This is a genomic window from Bradyrhizobium sp. WSM2793 (assembly GCF_000379585.1).
Lineage (GTDB): Bacteria > Pseudomonadota > Alphaproteobacteria > Rhizobiales > Xanthobacteraceae > Bradyrhizobium.
Map to the genome: position 1 here is coordinate 228,773 of NZ_KB902768.1, position 20,127 is coordinate 248,899.

20 protein-coding genes are annotated in these 20,127 nt (G+C 66.0%); 5 read left to right on the forward strand and 15 right to left on the reverse strand.

The window, feature by feature from the left end; genetic code table 11:
• Nucleotides 1–238: 238 nt before the first annotated feature.
• From A3AS_RS0100980 to A3AS_RS0100995, 4 genes are all read left to right on the forward strand, one after another.
• A complete protein-coding gene (locus A3AS_RS0100980) occupies nt 239–808 on the forward strand; it encodes a sigma-70 family RNA polymerase sigma factor (protein ID WP_018315733.1) in 570 nt (189 codons plus the stop codon).
• Nucleotides 805–1,500, forward strand: coding sequence for a hypothetical protein (locus tag A3AS_RS0100985; RefSeq protein ID WP_018315734.1), 696 nt, complete (start codon nt 805–807; stop codon nt 1,498–1,500). The genes A3AS_RS0100980 and A3AS_RS0100985 overlap by 4 nt, the downstream gene beginning before the upstream one ends.
• Nucleotides 1,501–1,516: 16 nt before the next feature.
• Entirely contained in the window at nt 1,517–3,232 is a 1,716-nt protein-coding gene (locus A3AS_RS0100990) for a S8 family serine peptidase (protein ID WP_018315735.1), read from the forward strand.
• Nucleotides 3,233–3,768: 536 nt separating this feature from the next.
• On the forward strand, nt 3,769–4,515 hold the full coding sequence (locus A3AS_RS0100995) for a TIGR03809 family protein (protein ID WP_018315736.1): 747 nt from the start codon (nt 3,769–3,771) through the stop codon (nt 4,513–4,515).
• Between the two features lie 131 nt (nt 4,516–4,646).
• On the opposite strand, the gene A3AS_RS0101000 is transcribed toward A3AS_RS0100995, so the two are convergent.
• From A3AS_RS0101000 to A3AS_RS0101030, 7 genes are all read right to left on the reverse strand, one after another.
• A complete protein-coding gene (locus A3AS_RS0101000; protein ID WP_026201544.1) occupies nt 4,647–4,955 on the reverse strand; it encodes a GIY-YIG nuclease family protein in 309 nt (102 codons plus the stop codon).
• 195 nt (nt 4,956–5,150) lie between these two features.
• Nucleotides 5,151–6,521 (reverse strand): TIGR03808 family TAT-translocated repetitive protein, encoded by a 1,371-nt coding sequence (locus A3AS_RS0101005; RefSeq protein WP_018315738.1) that lies wholly within the window; start codon nt 6,519–6,521, stop codon nt 5,151–5,153.
• 201 nt (nt 6,522–6,722) lie between these two features.
• Nucleotides 6,723–7,379 carry a pyroglutamyl-peptidase I gene (locus A3AS_RS0101010; RefSeq protein WP_018315739.1) on the reverse strand — a complete coding sequence of 219 codons (657 nt, stop codon included), beginning with the start codon at nt 7,377–7,379 and terminating at the stop codon, nt 6,723–6,725.
• Nucleotides 7,376–8,365 (reverse strand): methylmalonyl Co-A mutase-associated GTPase MeaB, encoded by a 990-nt coding sequence (meaB, locus tag A3AS_RS0101015; RefSeq protein ID WP_018315740.1) that lies wholly within the window; start codon nt 8,363–8,365, stop codon nt 7,376–7,378. Before meaB ends, A3AS_RS0101010 begins: the two co-directional genes overlap by 4 nt.
• Nucleotides 8,366–8,417: 52 nt before the next feature.
• Complete coding sequence (locus tag A3AS_RS0101020; protein WP_018315741.1) at nt 8,418–9,929, reverse strand: tripartite tricarboxylate transporter permease; 1,512 nt, start codon at nt 9,927–9,929, stop codon at nt 8,418–8,420.
• A gap of 4 nt (nt 9,930–9,933) precedes the next feature.
• Nucleotides 9,934–10,425: a tripartite tricarboxylate transporter TctB family protein gene (locus tag A3AS_RS0101025; RefSeq protein WP_018315742.1), complete on the reverse strand. Its 492-nt coding sequence runs from the start codon at nt 10,423–10,425 to the stop codon at nt 9,934–9,936.
• A 228-nt stretch (nt 10,426–10,653) separates the two neighbouring features.
• The gene (locus A3AS_RS0101030; protein WP_018315743.1) at nt 10,654–11,649 is read right to left on the reverse strand and encodes a tripartite tricarboxylate transporter substrate binding protein; all 996 of its coding nucleotides are present in this window, start codon (nt 11,647–11,649) and stop codon (nt 10,654–10,656) included.
• Between A3AS_RS0101030 and A3AS_RS0101035 the strand changes: the two genes are divergently transcribed.
• Nucleotides 11,642–12,334 carry an SRPBCC family protein gene (locus A3AS_RS0101035; protein WP_245283119.1) on the forward strand — a complete coding sequence of 231 codons (693 nt, stop codon included), beginning with the start codon at nt 11,642–11,644 and terminating at the stop codon, nt 12,332–12,334. The genes A3AS_RS0101030 and A3AS_RS0101035 overlap by 8 nt on opposite strands.
• 7 nt (nt 12,335–12,341) lie before the next feature.
• On the opposite strand, the gene A3AS_RS0101040 is transcribed toward A3AS_RS0101035, so the two are convergent.
• The 8 genes from A3AS_RS0101040 to A3AS_RS0101075 all read right to left on the reverse strand — a co-directional run bounded on the left by A3AS_RS0101040 (nt 12,342) and on the right by A3AS_RS0101075 (nt 20,109).
• Nucleotides 12,342–13,130, reverse strand: a complete 789-nt coding sequence (locus A3AS_RS0101040) for a DUF3298 domain-containing protein (protein ID WP_018315745.1) — start codon at nt 13,128–13,130, stop codon at nt 12,342–12,344.
• 38 nt (nt 13,131–13,168) lie between these two features.
• Nucleotides 13,169–15,325, reverse strand: coding sequence for a methylmalonyl-CoA mutase (scpA, locus tag A3AS_RS0101045; protein ID WP_026201546.1), 2,157 nt, complete (start codon nt 15,323–15,325; stop codon nt 13,169–13,171).
• 16 nt (nt 15,326–15,341) lie between these two features.
• Entirely contained in the window at nt 15,342–15,806 is a 465-nt protein-coding gene (locus tag A3AS_RS0101050; RefSeq protein ID WP_018315747.1) for a GFA family protein, read from the reverse strand.
• Nucleotides 15,803–17,674, reverse strand: coding sequence for a methylmalonyl-CoA mutase family protein (locus A3AS_RS0101055; protein WP_018315748.1), 1,872 nt, complete (start codon nt 17,672–17,674; stop codon nt 15,803–15,805). The genes A3AS_RS0101050 and A3AS_RS0101055 overlap by 4 nt, the downstream gene beginning before the upstream one ends.
• A gap of 81 nt (nt 17,675–17,755) precedes the next feature.
• On the reverse strand, nt 17,756–18,247 hold the full coding sequence (gene folK / locus A3AS_RS0101060) for a 2-amino-4-hydroxy-6-hydroxymethyldihydropteridine diphosphokinase (RefSeq protein ID WP_018315749.1): 492 nt from the start codon (nt 18,245–18,247) through the stop codon (nt 17,756–17,758).
• Entirely contained in the window at nt 18,247–18,615 is a 369-nt protein-coding gene (gene folB / locus A3AS_RS0101065; RefSeq protein ID WP_018315750.1) for a dihydroneopterin aldolase, read from the reverse strand. Before folB ends, folK begins: the two co-directional genes overlap by 1 nt.
• Nucleotides 18,612–19,472, reverse strand: a complete 861-nt coding sequence (gene folP / locus A3AS_RS0101070) for a dihydropteroate synthase (protein ID WP_018315751.1) — start codon at nt 19,470–19,472, stop codon at nt 18,612–18,614. The genes folB and folP overlap by 4 nt, the downstream gene beginning before the upstream one ends.
• Nucleotides 19,473–19,701: 229 nt before the next feature.
• Nucleotides 19,702–20,109 carry a DUF4332 domain-containing protein gene (locus A3AS_RS0101075; protein WP_018315752.1) on the reverse strand — a complete coding sequence of 136 codons (408 nt, stop codon included), beginning with the start codon at nt 20,107–20,109 and terminating at the stop codon, nt 19,702–19,704.
• Nucleotides 20,110–20,127 lie beyond the last annotated feature (18 nt).

Below are 20,127 nucleotides of genomic sequence, written 5' to 3' on the forward strand. Positions count from 1 at the left end.
CTATGGAACCGAACGAGGCCGGGCCGCCTGTGCCGGACAGGCATTGCGCAGGGAAGTATCGCAGTATTATGTTACCGATCTGGATGAAGACGGCCGATGGCCGGAGGTGGGACAAGAAAAATACGCGTATGTGGGGTAGGTCACATAGGCGACCGTACGACTGCGGTAGATTGAACAATTTTGCGCCCCCGGTCGAACCGTCCGCCGCGCCGACCCGACCAACTTTGCGAGACGGGCATTGAGCGTGACACAGGCGGCTTCGGACGAGGTCCTGATCGCCAGGATCGCCCAAGGTGACCGGCTCGCCATGCAGGTGCTGTACGGGCGGCACCATGTCAGGGTCTACAGGTTCGGGCTGAGGCTCGTGCGGGACGAGCAGGCGGCGGAAGACCTCATCAGCGAGGTATTTCTCGACGTCTGGCGTCAAGCCGGCAAGTTCGAGGGCCGATCCGCCGTTTCTACCTGGCTACTGGCAATCACCCGTTTCAAGGCCCTGTCTGCGCTCCGGCGCAGGAAGGATTTCGAACTGGACGAAGACGCCGCCAACGCGATCGAGGATACGTCCGACAATCCGGAAACGGTGGTGCAGAAGAAGGATACCAGTGAAGCGTTGCGGGAGTGTCTGACGGGCCTCTCGCCGGACCATCGGGAAATCGTCGATCTCGTCTACTACCACGAGAAGTCCGTGGAAGAGGTGGCCGAAATCGTCGGAATACCGGAAAACACTGTGAAGACGCGCTTGTTCTATGCGCGCAAGAAACTGGCCGAACTGCTGAAGGCAGCCGGCGTTGAGCGAGGCTGGCCATGATGGCTTTGAGCAAGAAGATGCTGGAGCAAGAGCCCAGTGAAATTGAACTGCTGCTGCCGTGGCACGCGGCCGGCACGCTGAACGCGCGCGATGCGCGGCGGGTCGAGGATGCGCTGGCGCGCGATCCCGAGCTTGCCAGGCAATATGCCGCAATCCGCGGCGAGTATGAAGAGACCATTCATCTGAACGAGAGCTTGGGCGCTCCGTCGGCGCGCGCGCTGCAGAAGCTGTTCGCCGCGATCGATGCCGAGCCGGCGCGGGCGAGCGGCTCGCTGCCGCTGTCGGCGCGCATCTCGACCTTCTTCGCGAGCCTGTCGCCGCGCACGCTGGCCTGGTCGGCGAGCCTTGGCGCCATCGCGCTGATGCTGCAAGCCGGAATCATCGGCGCCGTGCTGATGAAGAACCAGCCCGCGACCTTTCAGACCGCTTCGCTCTCGACCAGCGGTCCGATCACTCGCGAACTCGGCACCACCGTTCCGCCGGCGCGCGCGCTGGTGCGCTTCACGCCCGAGGCCCGCGTTGCCGACATCACCGCGCTGCTCGACAGCTACCAGGCCTCGATCATCGGCGATGCCAAGGGCGGCATGTTCCGTCTCCAGTTCGACAAGGCGATGAGCCAGGACGAGCTCGCCTCGCTGCTCGGCAAGATGCAGCGCGAGAAGTTCGTCAACCTCGCCGTCGCGGCGCCTTGAGCGCGCCGCTGATCCGATGACAGGCAAGTCCGAGAGCAGGGTGCGCGCCGGGGCCTACGCTTCATCGGTCGGCGCCGCGCTTCTGATCGCCGCCTGTCTCGGCGTCGAGGTTGCGCAGGCGCAGGCGATCATGCGCACGCCGACGATCAGCGTGCCCACGCGAACGCCGACCATCTCTCCGAGCATCGCCCCGCGCATCGGTCCGACCATCTCGGCCAGGGCGGTGTCCGTCGACCGCGGCCCGCGGACGATGGCGACCATTCCCCACACCACGACGTCGCGCCTGCGGCCGACGACGACGGTGCTGCCCTATGCGCGCTACTCGCCGAACCTGTATCCGGCCTGTACCGCGCCCTATCGCGATGCCGACGGCGAATGCCTGGCGCAGCCGAATGCCGGCGGCGGTGGCTCGGGCAAAGCCGCCAAGAAGAGCGCCGGCAAGGGCCGCGGCAACGCCACGCCGGCCGCCGCCAATCTTCGCAGCTTCGCCAACGAATTCGTGGCCGAGATCGACGGCACATTGTCGCCCGGTGATGCCGACGCGTTGGCCCGCCGGCACGGCTTGACGCGGATCTCGTCGGAGAGCTTCCCGCTGATCGGGGCTACGTTCGGTCTGTTCCGCATCACGGATGGCCGGCCGTACGAGACGGTGCGGCGCGAATTCGCGGCCGACGGCAGCGTGCGCTCGGTCCAGGCGAACTTCCGCTATGTGCTGCAGGACCAGAAATCGCCGCCCCCGACCGAAGGCGATCCTGCGCAATATGCACTGACAAAGCTCCGCTTGCCGCAGGCGCATACGCTGGCGCACGGCGCCAACGTCACGGTTGCCGTGATCGACTCCGGCATCGACACCAGGCATCCCGAGCTCGCCAATTCCGTCGCCGACAATTTCGATGCACTCGGCAGCGCGGAGGGGCCGCACGTCCACGGCACCGGCATCGCCGGCGCCATCGTGGCGCATGACCGGCTGATGGGCAGCGCGCCCCAGGCGCGCATCATCGCGATCCGTGCCTTCGGTGGCAGCAATGGCGGCGCCGAGAGCTCGTCCTACATCATCCTGCGGTCGCTGAATTACGCCGCCGAGCACGGCGCGCAGATCGTCAATATGAGCTTTGCCGGACCGAAGGACGCGGTAATCGAGCGCGCCATCGCGGCGACCGCCGCGCGCGGCCTCGTGCTGATCGCCGCCGCCGGCAATGCCGGCGCAAAATCGCCGCCGCTCTATCCGGCCGCCAATCCGAACGTGATCGCGGTCAGCGCGACCGACCAGCAGGACAGGCTGTTCACCGCGTCCAACCGCGGCAATTACATTGCCGTCGCGGCGCCCGGGGTCGACATCTTCCTGCCGGCGCCGGACGGCAAGTACCAGATGGCATCGGGAACCTCGTTCTCGGCCGCCTATGTGTCAGGCGTCGCGGCGTTGCTGCTCGAGCGCAATTACACCTTGAAGCCGGAAGCGCTGCGCGTGACGCTGGCGAAGACCGCGCGCGACCTCGGCTCCCCCGGGCGTGACGAGCTTTTCGGCGACGGCCAGACCGATGCGTTTGCCGCGGTCATGGCTGTTCCCGCCGACGGCGCGACGCCGGTTGCGGCTGCGTCCGGTACAACAAAACGTGAAGATGCCGGCAAGCGTCGCGACGAGCCTGGCACCCGCGCGATCGAACAACCTTCGTTGTCGAGTGCGGACGATAAATCCACGATTTCTCAGGCGGATAGGCCGGCGACGCGATAGCGGCTGCGACAAAGATGCGCGCGGGCCGAAGGTTAAAAAATCGAACCCCGCATTGAACGTTCAGCCAGCTGCCACGACCAAATTATGTGGGAGCGGTCATCCCTCCCCATCAGTCATATCAGGCGCGAGCGCCCATCCACCCCAAGCGCCCATATGGCTTGACCCGTCCGGTTGTCCCCCCGGACGGGTCTTTTCTTTTCGGCATCCGATTCTTCGAAGCCTTGCGTCGTTCAGCTTGCGGTTGATGGGACGCCGCCATGTTCGAGTCGGCTGTTCGCCCGGCGCGTCGCACCTCCGCTATGCTTGTGCGAGGCTTGACTCGAAAACACAGCAAATCTCCGCACGACTACGGTGATTGACGACGAATGCCGTGTCGTTGCTGGACAAGTCAAAACTTTTCCACAAAATATTCATGTCGCGTCTAAATTGATTCGTGTGCGTTGCGTCCTCCGCGTCCGTGTTTTCCCCTGACGGGCTGGTTCATGACACATCGCCAAGAGTCTAGCTGCACGTCCGATTGGGCGTCTGCGCGTGCTGTGGTTGCTGGCCGCGACGTCGCGGCGCGCTGGTGCGCTCTCGCCGAGCAGCGGCTGCAACATCTCTCCGAAATGTTCGAGACCGGCCGCTGGCGCCGTTATCACTCCGAGATCGCATTCCTCGAAAACATCCAGGAAGCCAAACGTGCCGTCCAGACCTGGCGCGCGCTCGCGACCGGTGGGGACGTCGCCGAGGCGGCCGCGAGCGTGACGCCGGCATTCGGCTGGTCGCCGGCGACCATGCCCCGCGTGTTTCCGCGCGAGCAACAGGCGCAGATCGTGCAGCCCAAGACCCTGCAGCCAAAGGCCGTCCACATCGCCCCAGAGACCGCCGTCCCGGTCAGGCTCGATCCGAAGCCGGACGTTCTCGCCGAGATCACCGAAGCCCCGGTCGCGCCGCTCGCCGCGCCCGCAGCCTCCGCTGCGATGGCGTCGTTTATCGCGCCTGCCGAGATGCCGCCGCTCAAGGCTCCCGCGGCGAGGGCGCCGCTGACCGCACCTGCCGTGAGGTCACCGCTCGCCGTGCCCGCCGCAATGGCGCCGCGCGCGGCGCCTGAAGTGAGGCCGCCACTCGCGGTTCCTGCCGCGAAGCCGCAGACGGCTGCGCCTGCTGCAATGGCATCGCTCCTGCCGCAGTTCACCCCGCCGGCCGAAGAAATCGTCGCAGCCCCCGAGCGCGTCGTAGAATTCACCTTCAGCCTCGACGGCCTCGAAGCCAAGTACCCGCTGCTCAGGAATGCGTTCTAAGGCCGTGGGTGAGGCCCGAGCAGAGTCGGCCGCCTCTCTCGCCCCGTCATCCTGAGGTGCGAGGCATGGGACGCAAGGCGTCCCATGGGGAGCCTCGAAGGATGAGCGGCCCATCTGCCGCCATACCAAGCTTATGTCTTCGATCTAGGCGCTCCCGCCCGACGCCGCGCAAACTGGCTCACCGCCTTCCAATCCGAACGAATGAGCGCTTCCTTCTTGGCGCGGCTCCATCCCTTGAGCTGACGTTCGGCGGCAATCCCGTCGATGATCCGATCGAAATACTCGGACCACACCAGGACGACGGGACGCCTCGAATAAGTATACCCGGGATAAGCGCCGGCATTATGCTCATCGACACGTTTGGACGTATCCTCACCGGTCGCGCTTCCAATGTAGAAAGAGCCGTCGGCGCATTGCAGCATGTAGATATAGATGCCCACAACATCATCCTTCGAGGCTCCCCACGTGGCGCGCTGCGCCACGTGGGGAGCGCCTCAGGATGACGGCAGTGTTTGGGTTGTCAAGTTTGATGCGACAACCCAAAGGCTATCCCGTCATGCTGAGGTGCGAGTTTCGCGGTGCAGAGCACCGCGGAGCGAGCCTCGAAGGATGACCGGCCCGGCTGTCAGCCACGCCTACCTGCGCACCGCATTGCTGCCGAGCACCACCTGCGCGAACCGCTGCGCGCCGTCGGCTGACAGATCCGACGTCACCGCACGCGCATGGTCCAGCCCGACCACGGCACCGCGCGGGGTCTCGGAGATCATGTTGTTGTTGACCAGCGCGATGCCGGCGCCCGGCACGACGGAGACGCCGACGCCGGCGAGGGCCTTGCGGATCACGTTGCCCGTGATCGCGACGTCGCGCAGATATTTGCCCCAGCCGGCGACGATGCCGTAGGACGGTGCGTTCTCGATCACGTTTCCGGTCACCGAGGTATCCGCCTCGATGTAGATGCCGACGCCGGCATCGTCGTCCGGCGCGGTGCCGATCGGGCGCTTCGGAACGAGGTTGCGGATGATGTTGCCCTGGACCACCGCGATGCGGCCGCCTTCGTTGAAATTGCAGACGGAGACGCCGACCGCGGCGCCGTCGACCGTGTTGTTGGCGATCACCGCGGCCTCGAACGAAAACTCCGAATAGAGCGCGACCTCGCGAACGTCGCTGACGCTGTTGCCTGTGATGTGGATGTTGGAGGCGGAGTTGCCACGCACTGCGGAGTAATCGCAGTTCCTGATGCGGTTGCCGCGCACGATCACGTTGCCGGCGCGAAAGGCGTTGATGGCGTTGCCGTACTGGCCGGAGCCGCCGGGGCCGGCCTTGATGTTCTCGATGCGGTTGTCGGCAACTAGCGTTCCGTCGTCGCCGATCGCGCTGCGCAGGATCTCGATGCCATTGTCGTTGGTGCCGAGAATCGTGTTGCGGGAGACGCTGAGACCCCTGGCGTCGAACGAGACCACCGCGGTCACCGCGATGTCAGTGAAGATGTTGCCGGAGATGTCGCCGGAGACCTGCTCGAGCCAGATGCCGCTGCCGCCTGAGTTCGTGATCTCGCAATCAGTGATGCGCGTATCGCGCCCGCCGAGGACATGGATCAGCCCGCGCCGCGCCGGCAGCGGAATGCTGCCGCCGTCGAAAGTGATGCCGGTGAGGCCGATGGAGTCCGAACCGTCGCTCTGGATCGCCGAGGCGCCGCCGGTGAAGACGAGTTTCGTCGCCCCGCGCACACCGATCAATTGCGCGCCGTTGGGCAGCCGCAACAGCCCGGCGCGATAGACGCCGGGTGGTAGCGCCAGCGGCAGCTGTGCGCGTGCAGCTTCGTCGATCGCGCGCTGCAGCGCGCGGGTCTGATCTTCGCTGCTGCCGGGCCGCACGCCGTATTGTGTGGCATCGCGGCCGAGCAGGGATGTCAGTGGTGCCGCGCGCGCGGCGTCGGCCGGCATGGCGAGCGAGCCCGCGATGCCTGCGGTCGAAGCTCCGATCAGATGGCGGCGATTGAGGTCCATGACGCGTCCTCCGGCGGAGGCGGGAGAGCATCCGCGCCGACTAGGTAGCGCAGGGCAGGCGAGGGCGCGGGGATTGTTCGCGGTAGGGTTAAATGTTTACGCAGAGACGGTGCCGTAGGGTGGGCAAAGCGTAGCGTGCCCACGATTTGACGGGAGATGGAACGAGATGGTGGGCACGGCGCAGGGGCGCCTTTGCCCACCCTACGAAGCCGGCGTGTTCCGCCCCTTCCTGGCCAGCGCCACCATCTCGATCAGCATCGCTTCCCCCGCATCCACCAGCTCTTCCAGCGTGATCCGCGGCGCACCCTTGCGCCGAACCGCGCCGCTGCGTGCGAGCGAGGGAATGTGGATGAACGCCGCGAGCTGCGGGCCGCCCGCCTTCACGTTCTCGATCGCGCGCCAGCTCAGGTAGTTGCAGAGATAGGCGCCGGCATCGCGCGAGGAGCGCGCATCGATGCCGGTGAGGCGCGCGGCGCGCAGCAGCCTTGCCGTGTGCGGACCGAAATTCATCGCGTCGGCATGGCCGGAGATGCCGCGCTTGCTCGATCGGGTGTTGGCGGCATCGGGCCAGAGCATGGTGACGGCGTTGCGCGCGCGGGTCTCGATGCGCAGGTAGGGCGTGCGTGCCGCGAGGCCGAACATCAACAGCGCATCCGGCCTCACCTTTGCGATCACCTCCGGCAATTGCCGGTCGACCGCGGCATAGGTGACCGGGAAGATGTGGCTGGAGATCGCGACATCGTCGAGTGCCGGACGGCGCAGTTGCGCGAGCCGCGCGACCAGCGGCTGGGTCGGGTTATAGGGCGCGCCGGGAAACGGGCCGAAGCCGGTGAGGAGAATGCGGAGCTTTTCGCTCATTTCAGCAACTCCAAGATCTGCTCGGCGGCGAGGGCCGGCGTGAGATGGCCGTCGGCGACCTCGGTCTCGATCTTCCGGACCTTGGTGCGAACCGAGGCCTCGCTGCGCAGCCGCGCCAGCATGCGCTGCTCCAGCATCGACCACATCCATTTCACCTGCTGGTCGCGCCGCCGCGCGGCGAAATCGCCGGACGCGTTCATCGCCTTGCGATGGTCTAAAACCTTCTGCCAGAGGTCGGTGATGCCGGTGCCGGCCAGCGCCGAATAGGTGACGACGGGTGGGTGCCAATGCTCGGATCGGGGGCTGAGGATATGCAGCGCGCCGCGATAATCGGCGGCGGTGATGTTGGCGCGCTTGAGGTTGTCGCCATCGGCCTTGTTGATCGCGATCATGTCGGCGAGCTCGACCAGGCCCTTCTTGATGCCCTGCAATTCGTCGCCGCCGCCCGGCAGCATCAGCGCGAGGAAGAAATCGGTCATGTCGCAGACCGCGGTCTCGGACTGTCCTATGCCGACGGTCTCGACCAGCACGACGCCGAAGCCGGCGGCCTCGCATAACAGCATCGCCTCACGCGTTTTCGCGGCGACGCCGCCGAGCGTGCCCGAGGACGGCGACGGGCGGATGAAGGCATCGTCCGAGGCCGACAGCCGCGCCATCCGCGTCTTGTCGCCGAGGATCGAGCCGCCGCTGCGAGCCGAGGACGGATCGACCGCGAGCACCGCGACCTTGTGGCCCTGCTCGATCAGATAGGTCCCGAGCACATCGATGGTGGTGGACTTGCCGACGCCGGGCGATCCCGTGATGCCAACGCGAAACGCCTTGCCGGTCTCCGGCAGAAGCCTCTGCACCAGCTCCCGCGCCAGCGCCTGATGGTCGGCGCGCCGGCTCTCCACCAGCGTGATGGCCCGCGCCAGCGCCGCGCGGCTGCCGCCGCGGAGCTCCTTGGCGAGGGTCTTGATGTCGAGCGAGGGCTTCTTCTCAGTCATGCCCCTGCTTTACAATGCCGAGGCGGGGCAGGCGAGGCCCGCCCGCCCGATATCACCGGCTCGTGGCTGCCGCGGCTTGCGGCTGTTTTACCTTGCGCCAGACCCACACCATCACCGGCCAGAGCAGGGCGCCGATCGCCATGGCGGCGAGGATCGCTGCGACCGGGCGCTCGAAGAACGGCAGGATACTGCCGTCCGACTTGATCAGCGAGGTCACGAAGGCCTGCTCGACCATGGTGCCCATGACGATGCCGAGCACCATCGCGGCGACGGGATAGCCGTTCGCCTCCATCACGTAGCCGATCACGCCGAAGGCGGCGACGGTGACGACGCCGAACATGTTGTTGCCGATCGCGAACGAGCCGACCGCACAGCACAGCATGATGATCGGCATTATGGTCGAGCGCGGCGCCAGCAGGATGTAGGCGGCAACCCGGATCATGGCGATGCCGAGCGGGATCATCAGGATGTTCGCGATGATGAACATCAGATAGATCGCGTACATGCTCGACGCCTTCTCGGTGAACAGCGTCGGGCCGGGATTGAGGCCCTTCATGTAGAGCACGCCGATCGCGATCGCGGCGATGGTGTCGCCGGGGATGCCGAACAGCAGCGAGGGCACCCAACCCGAGGCGATGCTGGCATTGTTGCTGGCGCCGGCCTCGACCAGGCCCTCGACATGGCCGGTGCCGAATTTTTCCGGCTCCTTGGAGAAGCGCTTCGACATCGCGTAGGAGACCCAGGCGGCCATGTCGGCACCGGCTCCGGGCAGCACGCCGATGATGATGCCGACGATGTTCCCGCGCGTCATCTGCCAGTGATATAGCTTTGTCAGCCTCCACTGTCCTGCCATGATGCTTCCGAATTTTCGTCGCGGCAGCGGCGGCGGCTCGGGGGTCAGCATCGCGCGCATCACCTGCGCCACCGCGAACACGCCGACCAGCGCCGGGATCGGCTCGATGCCGCCGAACAGATCGGTGAGGCCGAAGGTGAAGCGCGGCACGCCGCCGGGATTTTCGATGCCGATGCAGGAGACCAGCAGGCCGAGGAACATGCCGGCGATCGCCTTCACCGGGGAGGAGCGCGCCACCAAGGTGGCGCACATCAGGCCGAGCAGCGCCAGCCAGAAATATTCGAAGGTCGAGAACGACAGCGCGATCTCGGCAAGCGGCGGCGCCAGGATCATCAGCGACAGCACGCCGGCGATGCCGCCGACCGCGGAAAACCACACGCCGGCCCCGAGCGCGAGCTCGGCCTGGCCCTTGCGCGTCATGGCGTAAGCTTCGTCCGCGTAAGCCGCGGAGGCCGGCGTGCCGGGAATGCGCAGCAGTGCGCCGGGAATGTCGCCGGAGAAGATCGCCATCGAGGACGCCGCGACGATGGTCGCGATCGCCGCGATCGGCGAGAGGTAGAAGGTGACGGGGACGAGTAGGGCGGTTGCCATCGTCGCCGACAGGCCCGGCAGCGAGCCGATCACGAGCCCGTACACGGAGGCCGCGAACATCGAAATGATGACCTCCCAGGTGGAGATCAGCGCGAATGCGTCAAGCAAGGTCTTCAGCATGGGATTACCAGGGCGTCGGCAGCAGGCCGGCGGGCAGCGGCACGCGGAGCAGCTTGCCGAAGATGAGATGGATGGCGAACGGCGACAGCGCGGCAAGCGGCAGCGCCAGCTTCCACTTCGCACCGAGCGCAGTGGACGTCACGTAGACCATGATCGCCGCAGTGATGATGAAGCCGAGCCGGTCGGCGGCGGCGACGTAAAACAGCAGCAGCGCCGGCGGCAGCAAAGCGCGCAGGCCGTAGAGCTTGCCCTGCGGCGGTGGAGCGGCCGCCTGGCCGTCCTCCAGCGGGATCAGCTCTTCCTCCTCCTCGAAGGAGTGGCCGATCCCGAACACGATCGCGAGCCCGCACAGCGCAAGGCCGCTGCCGATCACGAGCGGAAACACGTTGGGGCCGACCGGCTGACCCGGCACCGGCGGCAGGATGTAGCCGCCATAGGCGGCAGCCGCGCCGAGGACGACGAGAAACGATCCCGTGACGGAGTCGGGAAGACGCATGGGGAGGAGTCCTACAGGAGGTGCGCTCCCTCTCCCCGCTTGCGGGGAAAGGGTTGGGGTGAGGGGGGCTCGCCGCGGGCGAGGTGAGAGTTGGAGGCGTGGAGAGTCCCCCTCACCCGAATTCGAGCAAAGCTCGAATTCGACCTCTCCCCACACGCGGGGAGAGGTGATGCAGTGAGCGAACCAACCACGTCAGCCAAAGTCATCTCACGCGAGAGCTGTGAAAGGTCACGCCTTGCTCAAGCCCGCCGCTTTCATCGCTTCACCCATCTGGGCGTCGCCCTTGTCCATGAAGCCTGCGAACTGGCCGGCATCGCCCCACACGGTGCCGAAGCCGCGATTGCTCATGAAGTCCTTGAACTCGGCGGACTCGTAGACCTTCTTCAGCGCCGCGGTGAGCTTGGTTGCGATCTCCGGCGGCAGGTTCTTCGGGGCGCCGATGCCGCGCCAGGCGCCGGTCGCATAATCGATGCCCATCGCTTCCTTCAGCGTCGGCACGTCCTTGAAGATCGGGTTGCGCGCGGGCGCCATGATGGCGAGGCTCCTGGCCTTGCCGGCCTCGATGATGGCGCGCGCCTCCGGCACCGAGCAGGTGGTGAGATCGAGGCCGCCGGCGGCGAGATCCTGCATCGCAGGGGCCGCGCCGTTCGATGGCACCCAGGCGACCTGGTTGGCGGGCAGGCCCATCGCCTGCATCCAGCCGACCAGCGCCAGATGCCAGATGCCGCCCTGGCCGGTGCCGGAGGCCTTGAACTTGCCGGGAGGCGCCGCCTTGATCGCGTCGGCGAGCTCCTTGACCGTCTTGTAGGGCGAGGAGGAGGAGACCTGGATGCCCGGGGGATCCTCGTTCATCAGCGCCAGCGGCGTGTAGCTCTTCGGCGTCAGCTCGGTGAGGCCCTGCCAGTGCATCATCGAGATTTCGACGGTCAGCATGCCGATGGTGTAGCCGTCGGGCTGTGCGGTCGCGATCGCGCTATGGCCGACCACGCCGGAGCCGCCGGTGCGGTTGACCACGTTGAAGGGCTGGCCGAGGTCCTTTTCCAGAAGCGCTGCGACAATGCGCGCGGTCGCGTCGGTTCCGCCGCCCGCGCCCCACGGCACGATCACGGTGACCGGCCGGGCCGGATAGGCTTGTGCGCGTGCGGGCTTGTTGAAGCCGAAAGCGGCGGACGCGGCAACGGCGGCGGTCGAAGCCGCAAAGGTGCGACGCGAAATCTTGGACATTGAATCTCTCCCAGCGGCGCCCGTGAGGTCGGGTGCTCTTCTCAATGGCGACATTCTAGTCGGCTTTGCAGCGCCGCCGCAAGGTAGCGCTACCAACGAGATCGCCATGTTTTGTGAAACCCTGATGCCCATCGGGTGGGCAGTCGGAAATCGGGTGGGTTTTGCCCGCGCAATTCGCCAACCTCTGCGCGTAACGAAAGCCAAAGGCAAGCCACCGATGACCCAAGCCTATTACAGCGCCGTGCTGGACCGCCCGCTGAACGAAGTCTGGTCGCTGATCCGCGATTTCAACAACTATCCCGCTTACATCGACGGGGTGAGCGAGAGCGAGATCGAAGACGACAAGCGTGGCGATGAAGTCGGCGCCATCAGGCGCTTCTGCTATCTCGGAAACTGGATCCGCCAGCGCCTGGTCGATCACTCGGATCGGCAGCACACCCTGACCTACGCCGGTCTCGAAGCGCTGCCGTATCCGCAAGATGACGGAAGCCAGACGCCGGCGCCGACGCGCTATCAAGGCACCATGCACCTGCGCCCGATCATCGAGGGCAATCGCACCCTCATCGAATGGTCGGTCGCGCTTGATACCGAGCCGGCGGATGCCGATCGCTGGCAGGCGCTATTCGCGTCCTGGATTCCTGATTGGACGGACTCACTTGCGCGAACGCTGGCGCGGGCCAGTTAGCGACCGCTCACGGCTCCTCGGCGTCGCCCTTCGGCCGCGCGCCGGCGAAGATGCGCGCGCCTTCCGCGGTGAGATACGGCTTCAGCGTCTCCCACGGCACGAAGGCGACATACTCGCCCTCGGCGTAGGGGCCGACGGCGTAGGGCGGATAGTGGAAGGTGAGGCCGGAGCTCTTGCCTGCCTCGGTCGACGGCGCGAGCGTCACCGCGCCGATCTTGAGCAGGCTCGGCGCGACGCCCTTGAACCATTCGTCGGTCGCGGTCTGGCTGGTGCCGCGCTTCTTCTTCTCGGCTTTGAGCGAGGCGATGATGGCCTTCGCCATCGCCGTCATGGTCGGCCCCCTGTCGGCGGTCTCGGTGAAGAACGGGCGGATCGAGATGCGCTTGGTCTCGCTCTTGTCCCAGAGGATGGTGTCCACATCGGAATTGGGGTGGGCACCGTGCGTATCCATGTAGTCGTTGCGCAGAAGGCTGACATAGCGGTCGGCAACGACGGAGCGGACCAAATATTTGCGCTCGAAATCCCAGCCACCGTCCTTGAAGAATTGCGGGTCGGCTTTGCGCGCGGCGGCAGCTTCGGCGGCATTCTTGTTGAGCCATTTTTTGCCCTCCGCGACGCAATCCGCCACCAGCGCCGTATCCGCCTTGATCCTGTCGTCGAGGAACATGCGCGCCTCGATGCTCTTGGTCTTGACGGCGGCGTCGGGCTTGGGGTCGGCGGCGTGGGCGGGACCGAACAGCGCGCTGCAAACCGTGGCGACGCTGAGCGCGCGCATGAACATTGGCGCGAAAAACATCACGCAAATTCCTTCTTGTCGGGAAATAGACGGCGAAGCTACTCCGCCGCCTCGCTATGGCCGAGCCGCGCATTCAGCTTGCGGATCAGCTCCTCGGCGGCGTCCGCGATCACCGTGCCCGGCGGGAAGATCGCTTCAGCGCCGGCGGCGTAGAGCGCGTCGTAATCCTGCGGCGGCACCACGCCGCCGACGATGATCATGATGTCGTCGCGGCCCTGCTTCTTGAGCGCCGCCTTCAGCTCCGGCACGGCGGTGAGGTGGGCCGCGGCGAGCGAGGAGACGCCGAGGATGTGCACGTCGTTCTCGACCGCCTGCCGCGCGGCCTCATCGGCGGTGGCAAACAGCGGCCCGATGTCGACGTCGAAGCCGATGTCGGCAAACGCGGACGCGATCACCTTCTGGCCGCGGTCGTGGCCGTCCTGGCCGATCTTGGCGACGAGGATGCGCGGGCGGCGGCCCTCGGCCTCCTCGAAGGCGTCGATCAGCGCCTGAACCTTCTCGACCTGATTGCCCATGGTGGACGCCTCCCGCTTGTAGACGCCGGTGATGGACTTGATTTCAGCGCGGTGTCGGCCGAACACCTTCTCCATCGCGTCGGAGATTTCGCCGACGGTCGCCTTGGCGCGCGCCGCGTCGATCGCGAGCGCGAGCAGATTGCCATTGCCCTCGCCGGCCGAGCGCGTCAGCGCGGCGAGCGCGGCATCGACGTCCTTCTGGTTGCGCTCGCTCTTCAGCCGCGTCAGCTTGTCGATCTGCAGGCGGCGGACATTGGTGTTGTCGACCTTGAGGATGTCGATCGGCGCCTCGTCGGTCGGCTTGTACTTGTTGACGCCGATCACCGCCTGCTTGCCGGCGTCGATCCGCGCCTGCGTCTTGGCGGAGGCCTCCTCGATGCGCAGCTTCGGCAGGCCGGCCTCGATGGCCTTCGCCATGCCGCCGAGCTCCTCGACCTCCTGGATGTGGCCCCATGCTTTCGCCGCGAGGTCGCGCGTGAGACGCTCGACATAATACGAGCCGCCCCAGGGGTCGATGATGCGGGTGGTGCCGCTCTCCTGCTGCAGGAACAGCTGGGTGTTGCGGGCGATGCGCGCCGAGAAATCGGTCGGCAGCGCCAGCGCCTCGTCGAGGGCGTTGGTGTGCAGCGACTGGGTGTGGCCTTGCGTTGCCGCCATCGCCTCGACGGTGGTCCGCATCACGTTGTTGAAGACGTCCTGCGCGGTCAGCGACCAGCCCGAGGTCTGGCTATGCGTGCGCAGCGACAGCGAGCGTGGGTCTTTGGGGTTGAAGGGCTTGAGCAGCTTCGCCCAGAGCAGGCGCGCGGCGCGCAGCTTGGCGACTTCCATGAAGAAGTTCATGCCGATCGCCCAGAAGAACGACAGGCGCGGCGCGAAGCGGTCGACGTCGAGACCTGCAGCTAGGCCGGCGCGCAAATATTCGACGCCGTCGGCGAGCGTATAGGCGAGCTCGAGATCCTGCGTCGCGCCAGCCTCCTGCATGTGATAGCCGGAGATCGAGATCGAATTGTATTTCGGCATCTTTTGCGAGGTGTACGCAAAAATGTCCGAGATGATCCGCATCGAAGGCGCCGGCGGATAGATGTAGGTGTTGCGCACCATGAACTCTTTCAGAATGTCGTTCTGAATGGTGCCCGACAGCTTCTCCGGCGGCACGCCCTGTTCCTCGGCGGCAGCGACGTAGAGCGCGAGGATCGGCAGCACCGCGCCGTTCATGGTCATGGACACGCTCATCTGGTCGAGCGGAATCCCAGCGAACAGTGTGCGCATGTCGTAGATGGAATCGATGGCAACCCCGGCCATGCCGACGTCGCCGCCGACACGCGGATGATCGCTGTCATACCCGCGATGGGTGGCGAGATCGAAGGCGACGGAAAGGCCTTTCTGGCCGGCCGCGAGGTTGCGGCGGTAGAACGCGTTGGAATCCTCCGCCGTGGAGAAGCCGGCATATTGCCTGATAGTCCAGGGCTGGTTGACATACATGGTCGGGTAGGGCCCGCGCAGGTAAGGCGCGATGCCGGGATAGGTCTCGAGGAAATCGAGCCCGGCAAGATCGGCCTCGCCATAAGCGGGCTTCACCAGAATGCCCTCGGGCGTCAGCCAAGGCTCGGCGCTGCCTGACGGTGCAGCGGTGGCGGCACGCTCGAATGCGACGTCTGCGAAATTGGGAATGCGGCTCATGGTTTCAACCATATCCTCAATCATGATCCGGATGCTGATGGCTGACGATGGTCGCCATCTTCTCCGGTCCGTAATTCTGTTGCGTGGTCTGGCTCGGCAGATTGGCGATGCCCACCACCCAGCCGAGGCGGGATTCGGTGCCGAACTGTCGTGTCGGAATAATCTGGTCAGGACGGTCGAACGCGCCGGTCATGATCTCGATCCGGTCGCCGTCGATGCGGCCGAAGCTCAGCGGCGTGCCGCAGCCGGCGCAAAAGCCGCGTTCGGCGATGGTGGAGGAGCGGAAGAACGACGGCTGCCCCTTGGTCCAGGCAAAGTCCGTCTTGTTGATGTCGGCAAAGGAGGCGAACGGCGCGCCGGCCGCCTTCTGGCACATGCGGCAGTGACAGATCGAAATCCTGGTTGGCGCCGTCGTGACGCCAAAGCGCACGGCCCCGCATTGGCAGCCGCCGGTGAGAACTGGTTTGCCTGGTTCGGTCATTTCTGTTCCATCCGTCGATAGGCGTCTTGCAGCGTGGCAAGCGCATCGCCTCCGGCGAAGACAAAACCCGTGACGCCGGCGGCCCGCAGCGCCGCCTCGGCCTCAGTCGGGCGGCCTGCCAGATAGATATGTCGACCGCCGGCCGTTTGCAGGGCCTTCGCTGCAGCTTCGGCGTGTTCCGCATAGACCTTGTCGTTGGAACAAAGACAGGCAAGCTCGGCGCCCGAGGCCTTGAACGCTGCAGCCACCTTGGCCGCATCGGCAAAGCCCTCGCTATCGAGGGCTTCGATGCCGCCGGCTTCGAAGAAGCTCTTGGCAAAGGTCGCGCGCGCCGTGAAATCGGCGGCCGTGCCGAGATTGGCCAGGAACACTTTCGGCCGGGAGCCCCGCGCCTTCAGCGCCGCGTCGGATTTGTCACGCAGCGCCTCGAACGGTTCCGCCAGCCGGATCGGCGGCAGCGGATCGAACTTGTATTTCTGCTCGCCGTACGGTGCCAGCTCGACCGGCGTCGCTTTCAGCACCGCGGTCTCGCTCTCGTGCAGGTTCGGAAACTCGCTGGCGCCGGTCAGCACGTCGCGACGCTTTGCGATGTTGGCGTCACGCGCTTTTCGCGCGGCCGCGACCTTGCCCTGAAACAGGCCTTGCTGAAGCGCGGCAAACGCACCGCCGGCTGTCTCGCTCTCCTGGAATAGGGTCCAGGCCGCCTCACAAAGCTGCGCGGTCAGCGTCTCGATGCCGCCTGCGCCGGCCGCGGGATCAGAGACCTTGGCGAGGTTGCTCTCTTCCAGCAGCAGGAGCTGCGTATTGCGCGCCACACGGCGCGCGAACGGATCGGGCAGGCCGAGGGCCAGCGTATGCGGCAGCACGGTGATCGCGTTGGCGCCGGCCAGCCCCGCCGCGAATGTCGCGATGGTCGCGCGCAGCATGTTCACGTAAGGGTCGCGCTGCGTCAGCATGCGCCAAGCCGTGTCGGCGGCGATGAACAGCGGTTTGGGCGTGAGCCCGCACGCTGTCTCGATGCGCGCCCACAACAGCCGCAGCGCGCGGAATTTCGCCATGGTCAGGAACTGGTCGGCATCTGCGGCAAGCCGCGCATAGACCATGCCTTGCGCGGCTTCGAGCGGAATGCCGGCGCCTTCGATCGCGCGCAGATAAGCGACGCCGCAGGCGAGCACGAAGGCGAGCTCCTGCACCTCGGAGCCGCCGGCATCGTGGATCACGCGTCCGTCGGCGGACGCGAACGGTCCCTTGAAACCAAGCCCGGCGAGGCCCTTGATCGCGCCGGTGACGGCAGGGGCGATCTCCTCCCAGGTATAGGGACTGTGACCCCACACCGCGCCCGCCGCGAGCGGATCGAGCCCGAAGCGGATGTTGCAGGCGGCGGGATCGAGGCCGCTGCTCTTCACATATTCCGCGACATGGATCGCGGCCATCCGCGATTGCGGTCCGATCTGAAGCTCGAGGCCGATGCCGGCATCGAGATGGATGTCCTTCAAGACCCTTGCGATGGCTTCGGCCGAAGGTTCCAGACCGAACCCGTGAGCGCCGCTGCCGCCGGCGAACACCAGCGCGAGCCCGGTCGCGCCGTTCTCCAGATCCTGCAACGCCTGTGCATTCGCGAGCGCCGCGTCGGGATGGTCGATCCGCTGGATGATTTGCCAGGGTGCGGCGGCTGGTCGACCCACGACGGGCGCGACACCCTTGGCGCGCGGATAGAGCGGATCGATCTTGAGGCCGTCATAGGTCTTGCCGACCAGCTTCTCGAACGGCGCGCCCTTCAGAACGCCGTCGACCAGCTTGCGCCAATCCTCGACGGTCCTCTTGGGAAAATCGGCCGCCAGCGGCAGGTCGTCAGTCATGGAGGTCATGCGGCCAAGGGCTCCCAAACGTATCGTTATTCGCAGGCGAAATTGCCACGGCGGGCCGCCCCTGCAAACGGTTGTTTTTGGTTAACCGGTATCCGGAAGCCGCTCAATGCCTTGCGTCGAGACGCTGGCGAGCCCGTCACGCACTGGAATGCCCGAGATCACGCGGTCGGGTGCAATCTCGGCCAGCGGCACCAGCACGAAAGCGCGCTCGAACAGGCGCGGATGCGGCAAGGTCAGGTCCGGCTTCTGCAAGCTGACATCGTCATAGGCGATCATGTCGAGATCGAGCGTGCGCGGGCCCCAGCGCCGCTCCTTGTTCCGCGTACGGCCGAATTTCTGCTCGACCTTCTGCAGCACGAACAGCAGCGCGTGCGGATCGAGGTCGGTCTCGATCTCGATGCAGGCATTGATGAAGGGGTCCTGCTGTTCGTCGCCCCAGGGCGGCGTGGCATAGTCCGAGGACCGCGCGATCAGGGCGCCTTGCGCCATGCCGCAGATGTGCGCGATCGCCTTGGCGAATGTCGCGCGGACATCGCCGACATTGCCGCCGAGTGCGATCAGCACGCTTGCCATCAGGGGTGCCGCGAGCGGGTCAGCATGATGCCGACATCGTCGAAGATCGCGGCGATCGGCGCATGCGGCTTGTGCACGGTGACCTTCACGGCGCGGATACGTGGGAAGTGCGACAGGATGGCGTCGGCCACCGCGCCGGCGGCGCGCTCCAGAAGCTTGTAATTGGTATTCTTGAACGCTGCCGTGGTCGTCGCGACGACGTCGGCATAGGACACGGTGTCGGCGAGCCGGTCGCTGCGCGAGGGCTCCGACAGGTCGGTATAGAGTTCGAGATCGATGACGAAGCGCTGGCCGACTTCGGTCTCGTGATCCATCACGCCGTGGCGGGCGTGGATCGACAGGCCGGTGACGAAAATCGTATCGGTCATTGCTTGCCCTCGATTGCGTTCGCCACCCGCAGCGCCTGCAAGGTCTCGGCGACGTCATGGGTCCGGATGATCTTTGCGCCGCGCTGTGCGGCGATCAGGTGCGCGGCGATCGAGCCGGCGAGCCGGTCCTTCGGCTCCGATGGCGACACCGAAGCGATGAAGCGTTTTCGCGAGGCACCGACGAGGATCGGCAGGCCGAACATCTCGAATTCGCGCAAGCGCGCCAGCGCGGTCATGCTCTGCTCGGCAGTCTTGCCGAAGCCGATGCCGGGATCGAGCACGATCTTGTCGCGCGCGATGCCGGCCTTTGCGGCGATATCCAGCGAGCGCAGGAAGAACGTCTTCATGTCCGTGATGATGTCGATGGCGGGATCGGCGTCGTCGCGGTTGTGCATGACGATGACGGGAACGCCTCTCGCGGCCACCAGCGGCGCCATGGCGGCGTCGCGTTGCAGGCCCCAGACGTCGTTGGCGATCGCCGCGCCCTGGTCGAGCGCGTAGGCCACCACCTCGGCCTTCATGCTATCGATCGACACCGGCACGCCGAGCGCGACCACGCCCGCCAGCACCGGCTTCAGCCGGGCGAGTTCGTCGTCCGCCGTGACGGCCTTCGCGCCCTTGTAGGGCCGGGTGGATTCGGCGCCGATATCGATGATGTCGACGCCATCCGCGATCATCGCCCGCGCCCGTGCGAGCGCCTGCTCGGGCGCGATGAACTCGCCGCCATCGGAGAAGGAATCCGGGGTGATGTTGAGCACGCCCATCACCGCCGGGATCGGTCGTTCCAGCAGTTTCCGCAGCGCATCTGGCCCGGCCGAGCCGGCGGGCGGGACGGATGGGGAGGGCGAGGCATTCATGCCGCCCGCTTTGCGCGGTCGGGGAGGGGGAGTCAAGACGGAAGGGCGCAGCACAACCCTGGTCTGAGACCGTCACCCTAAGGCGCGCGCCTCTTCGGCGAGCCTCGAAGGGCGACGACCCGGCTCTCTCCGTGCGGATGTGGCGGTGGCAGTGCATCCTTCGAGGCTCTCCACGGGACGCTTTGCGTCCCTTGTTTCGCACCTCAGGATGACGGAGAGAGCAAGTGGACTAATACGTAATCTTCGGCTGCAGCTTCTTCGCCTTGGCGATGATGTCGCCGACCGACTTCTCGGAAGGCAGGATGCGGAGCAGCTTCTTCTTTTCGTTGGCGTCGCGCATGCTCTGGGCGAGCCTTGCCGGATTCCGATAGGCGAGCTCGCGCACGGTGGTGACGCCGGCGGCGCGGACCAGGCCGACCTTGGCCCGCCCCATGCCGGGAATACGCATGTAGTCGGAGACGTTGGCCCATTCCAGCAGCAGCTGCTCGCTAATGCCGGTCTTGGCGGAAAGCGCCTTGCGGCCCTTCACCGTGCCGGCCGCCTCGAGCAGCCCGTCGGTGGTGCGGATGCCTTGCGCCTTCAACTTGTTGGCGGCAAAGACCGACAGGCCCTCAATCTCGGAGATCGGATATGTCATGATACTCGATATGAATTG

What these genes read in the sequence shown, in the direction of transcription:
- A3AS_RS0100985 (WP_018315734.1), top strand. Translation starts at nt 805, where the DNA reads ATGATGGCTTTGAGCAAGAAGATGCTGGAGCAAGAGCCCAGTGAAATT.
- A3AS_RS0100990 (WP_018315735.1), top strand. Translation starts at nt 1,517, where the DNA reads ATGACAGGCAAGTCCGAGAGCAGGGTGCGCGCCGGGGCCTACGCTTCA.
- A3AS_RS0101005 (WP_018315738.1), bottom strand. Translation starts at nt 6,521, where the DNA reads ATGGACCTCAATCGCCGCCATCTGATCGGAGCTTCGACCGCAGGCATC.
- A3AS_RS0101010 (WP_018315739.1), bottom strand. Translation starts at nt 7,379, where the DNA reads ATGAGCGAAAAGCTCCGCATTCTCCTCACCGGCTTCGGCCCGTTTCCC.
- meaB (WP_018315740.1), bottom strand. Translation starts at nt 8,365, where the DNA reads ATGACTGAGAAGAAGCCCTCGCTCGACATCAAGACCCTCGCCAAGGAG.
- A3AS_RS0101020 (WP_018315741.1), bottom strand. Translation starts at nt 9,929, where the DNA reads ATGCTGAAGACCTTGCTTGACGCATTCGCGCTGATCTCCACCTGGGAG.
- A3AS_RS0101025 (WP_018315742.1), bottom strand. Translation starts at nt 10,425, where the DNA reads ATGCGTCTTCCCGACTCCGTCACGGGATCGTTTCTCGTCGTCCTCGGC.
- A3AS_RS0101030 (WP_018315743.1), bottom strand. Translation starts at nt 11,649, where the DNA reads ATGTCCAAGATTTCGCGTCGCACCTTTGCGGCTTCGACCGCCGCCGTT.
- A3AS_RS0101040 (WP_018315745.1), bottom strand. Translation starts at nt 13,130, where the DNA reads ATGTTTTTCGCGCCAATGTTCATGCGCGCGCTCAGCGTCGCCACGGTT.
- scpA (WP_026201546.1), bottom strand. Translation starts at nt 15,325, where the DNA reads ATGAGCCGCATTCCCAATTTCGCAGACGTCGCATTCGAGCGTGCCGCC.
- A3AS_RS0101050 (WP_018315747.1), bottom strand. Translation starts at nt 15,806, where the DNA reads ATGACCGAACCAGGCAAACCAGTTCTCACCGGCGGCTGCCAATGCGGG.
- A3AS_RS0101055 (WP_018315748.1), bottom strand. Translation starts at nt 17,674, where the DNA reads ATGACCTCCATGACTGACGACCTGCCGCTGGCGGCCGATTTTCCCAAG.
- folK (WP_018315749.1), bottom strand. Translation starts at nt 18,247, where the DNA reads ATGGCAAGCGTGCTGATCGCACTCGGCGGCAATGTCGGCGATGTCCGC.
- folB (WP_018315750.1), bottom strand. Translation starts at nt 18,615, where the DNA reads ATGACCGATACGATTTTCGTCACCGGCCTGTCGATCCACGCCCGCCAC.
- folP (WP_018315751.1), bottom strand. Translation starts at nt 19,472, where the DNA reads ATGAATGCCTCGCCCTCCCCATCCGTCCCGCCCGCCGGCTCGGCCGGG.
- A3AS_RS0101075 (WP_018315752.1), bottom strand. Translation starts at nt 20,109, where the DNA reads ATGACATATCCGATCTCCGAGATTGAGGGCCTGTCGGTCTTTGCCGCC.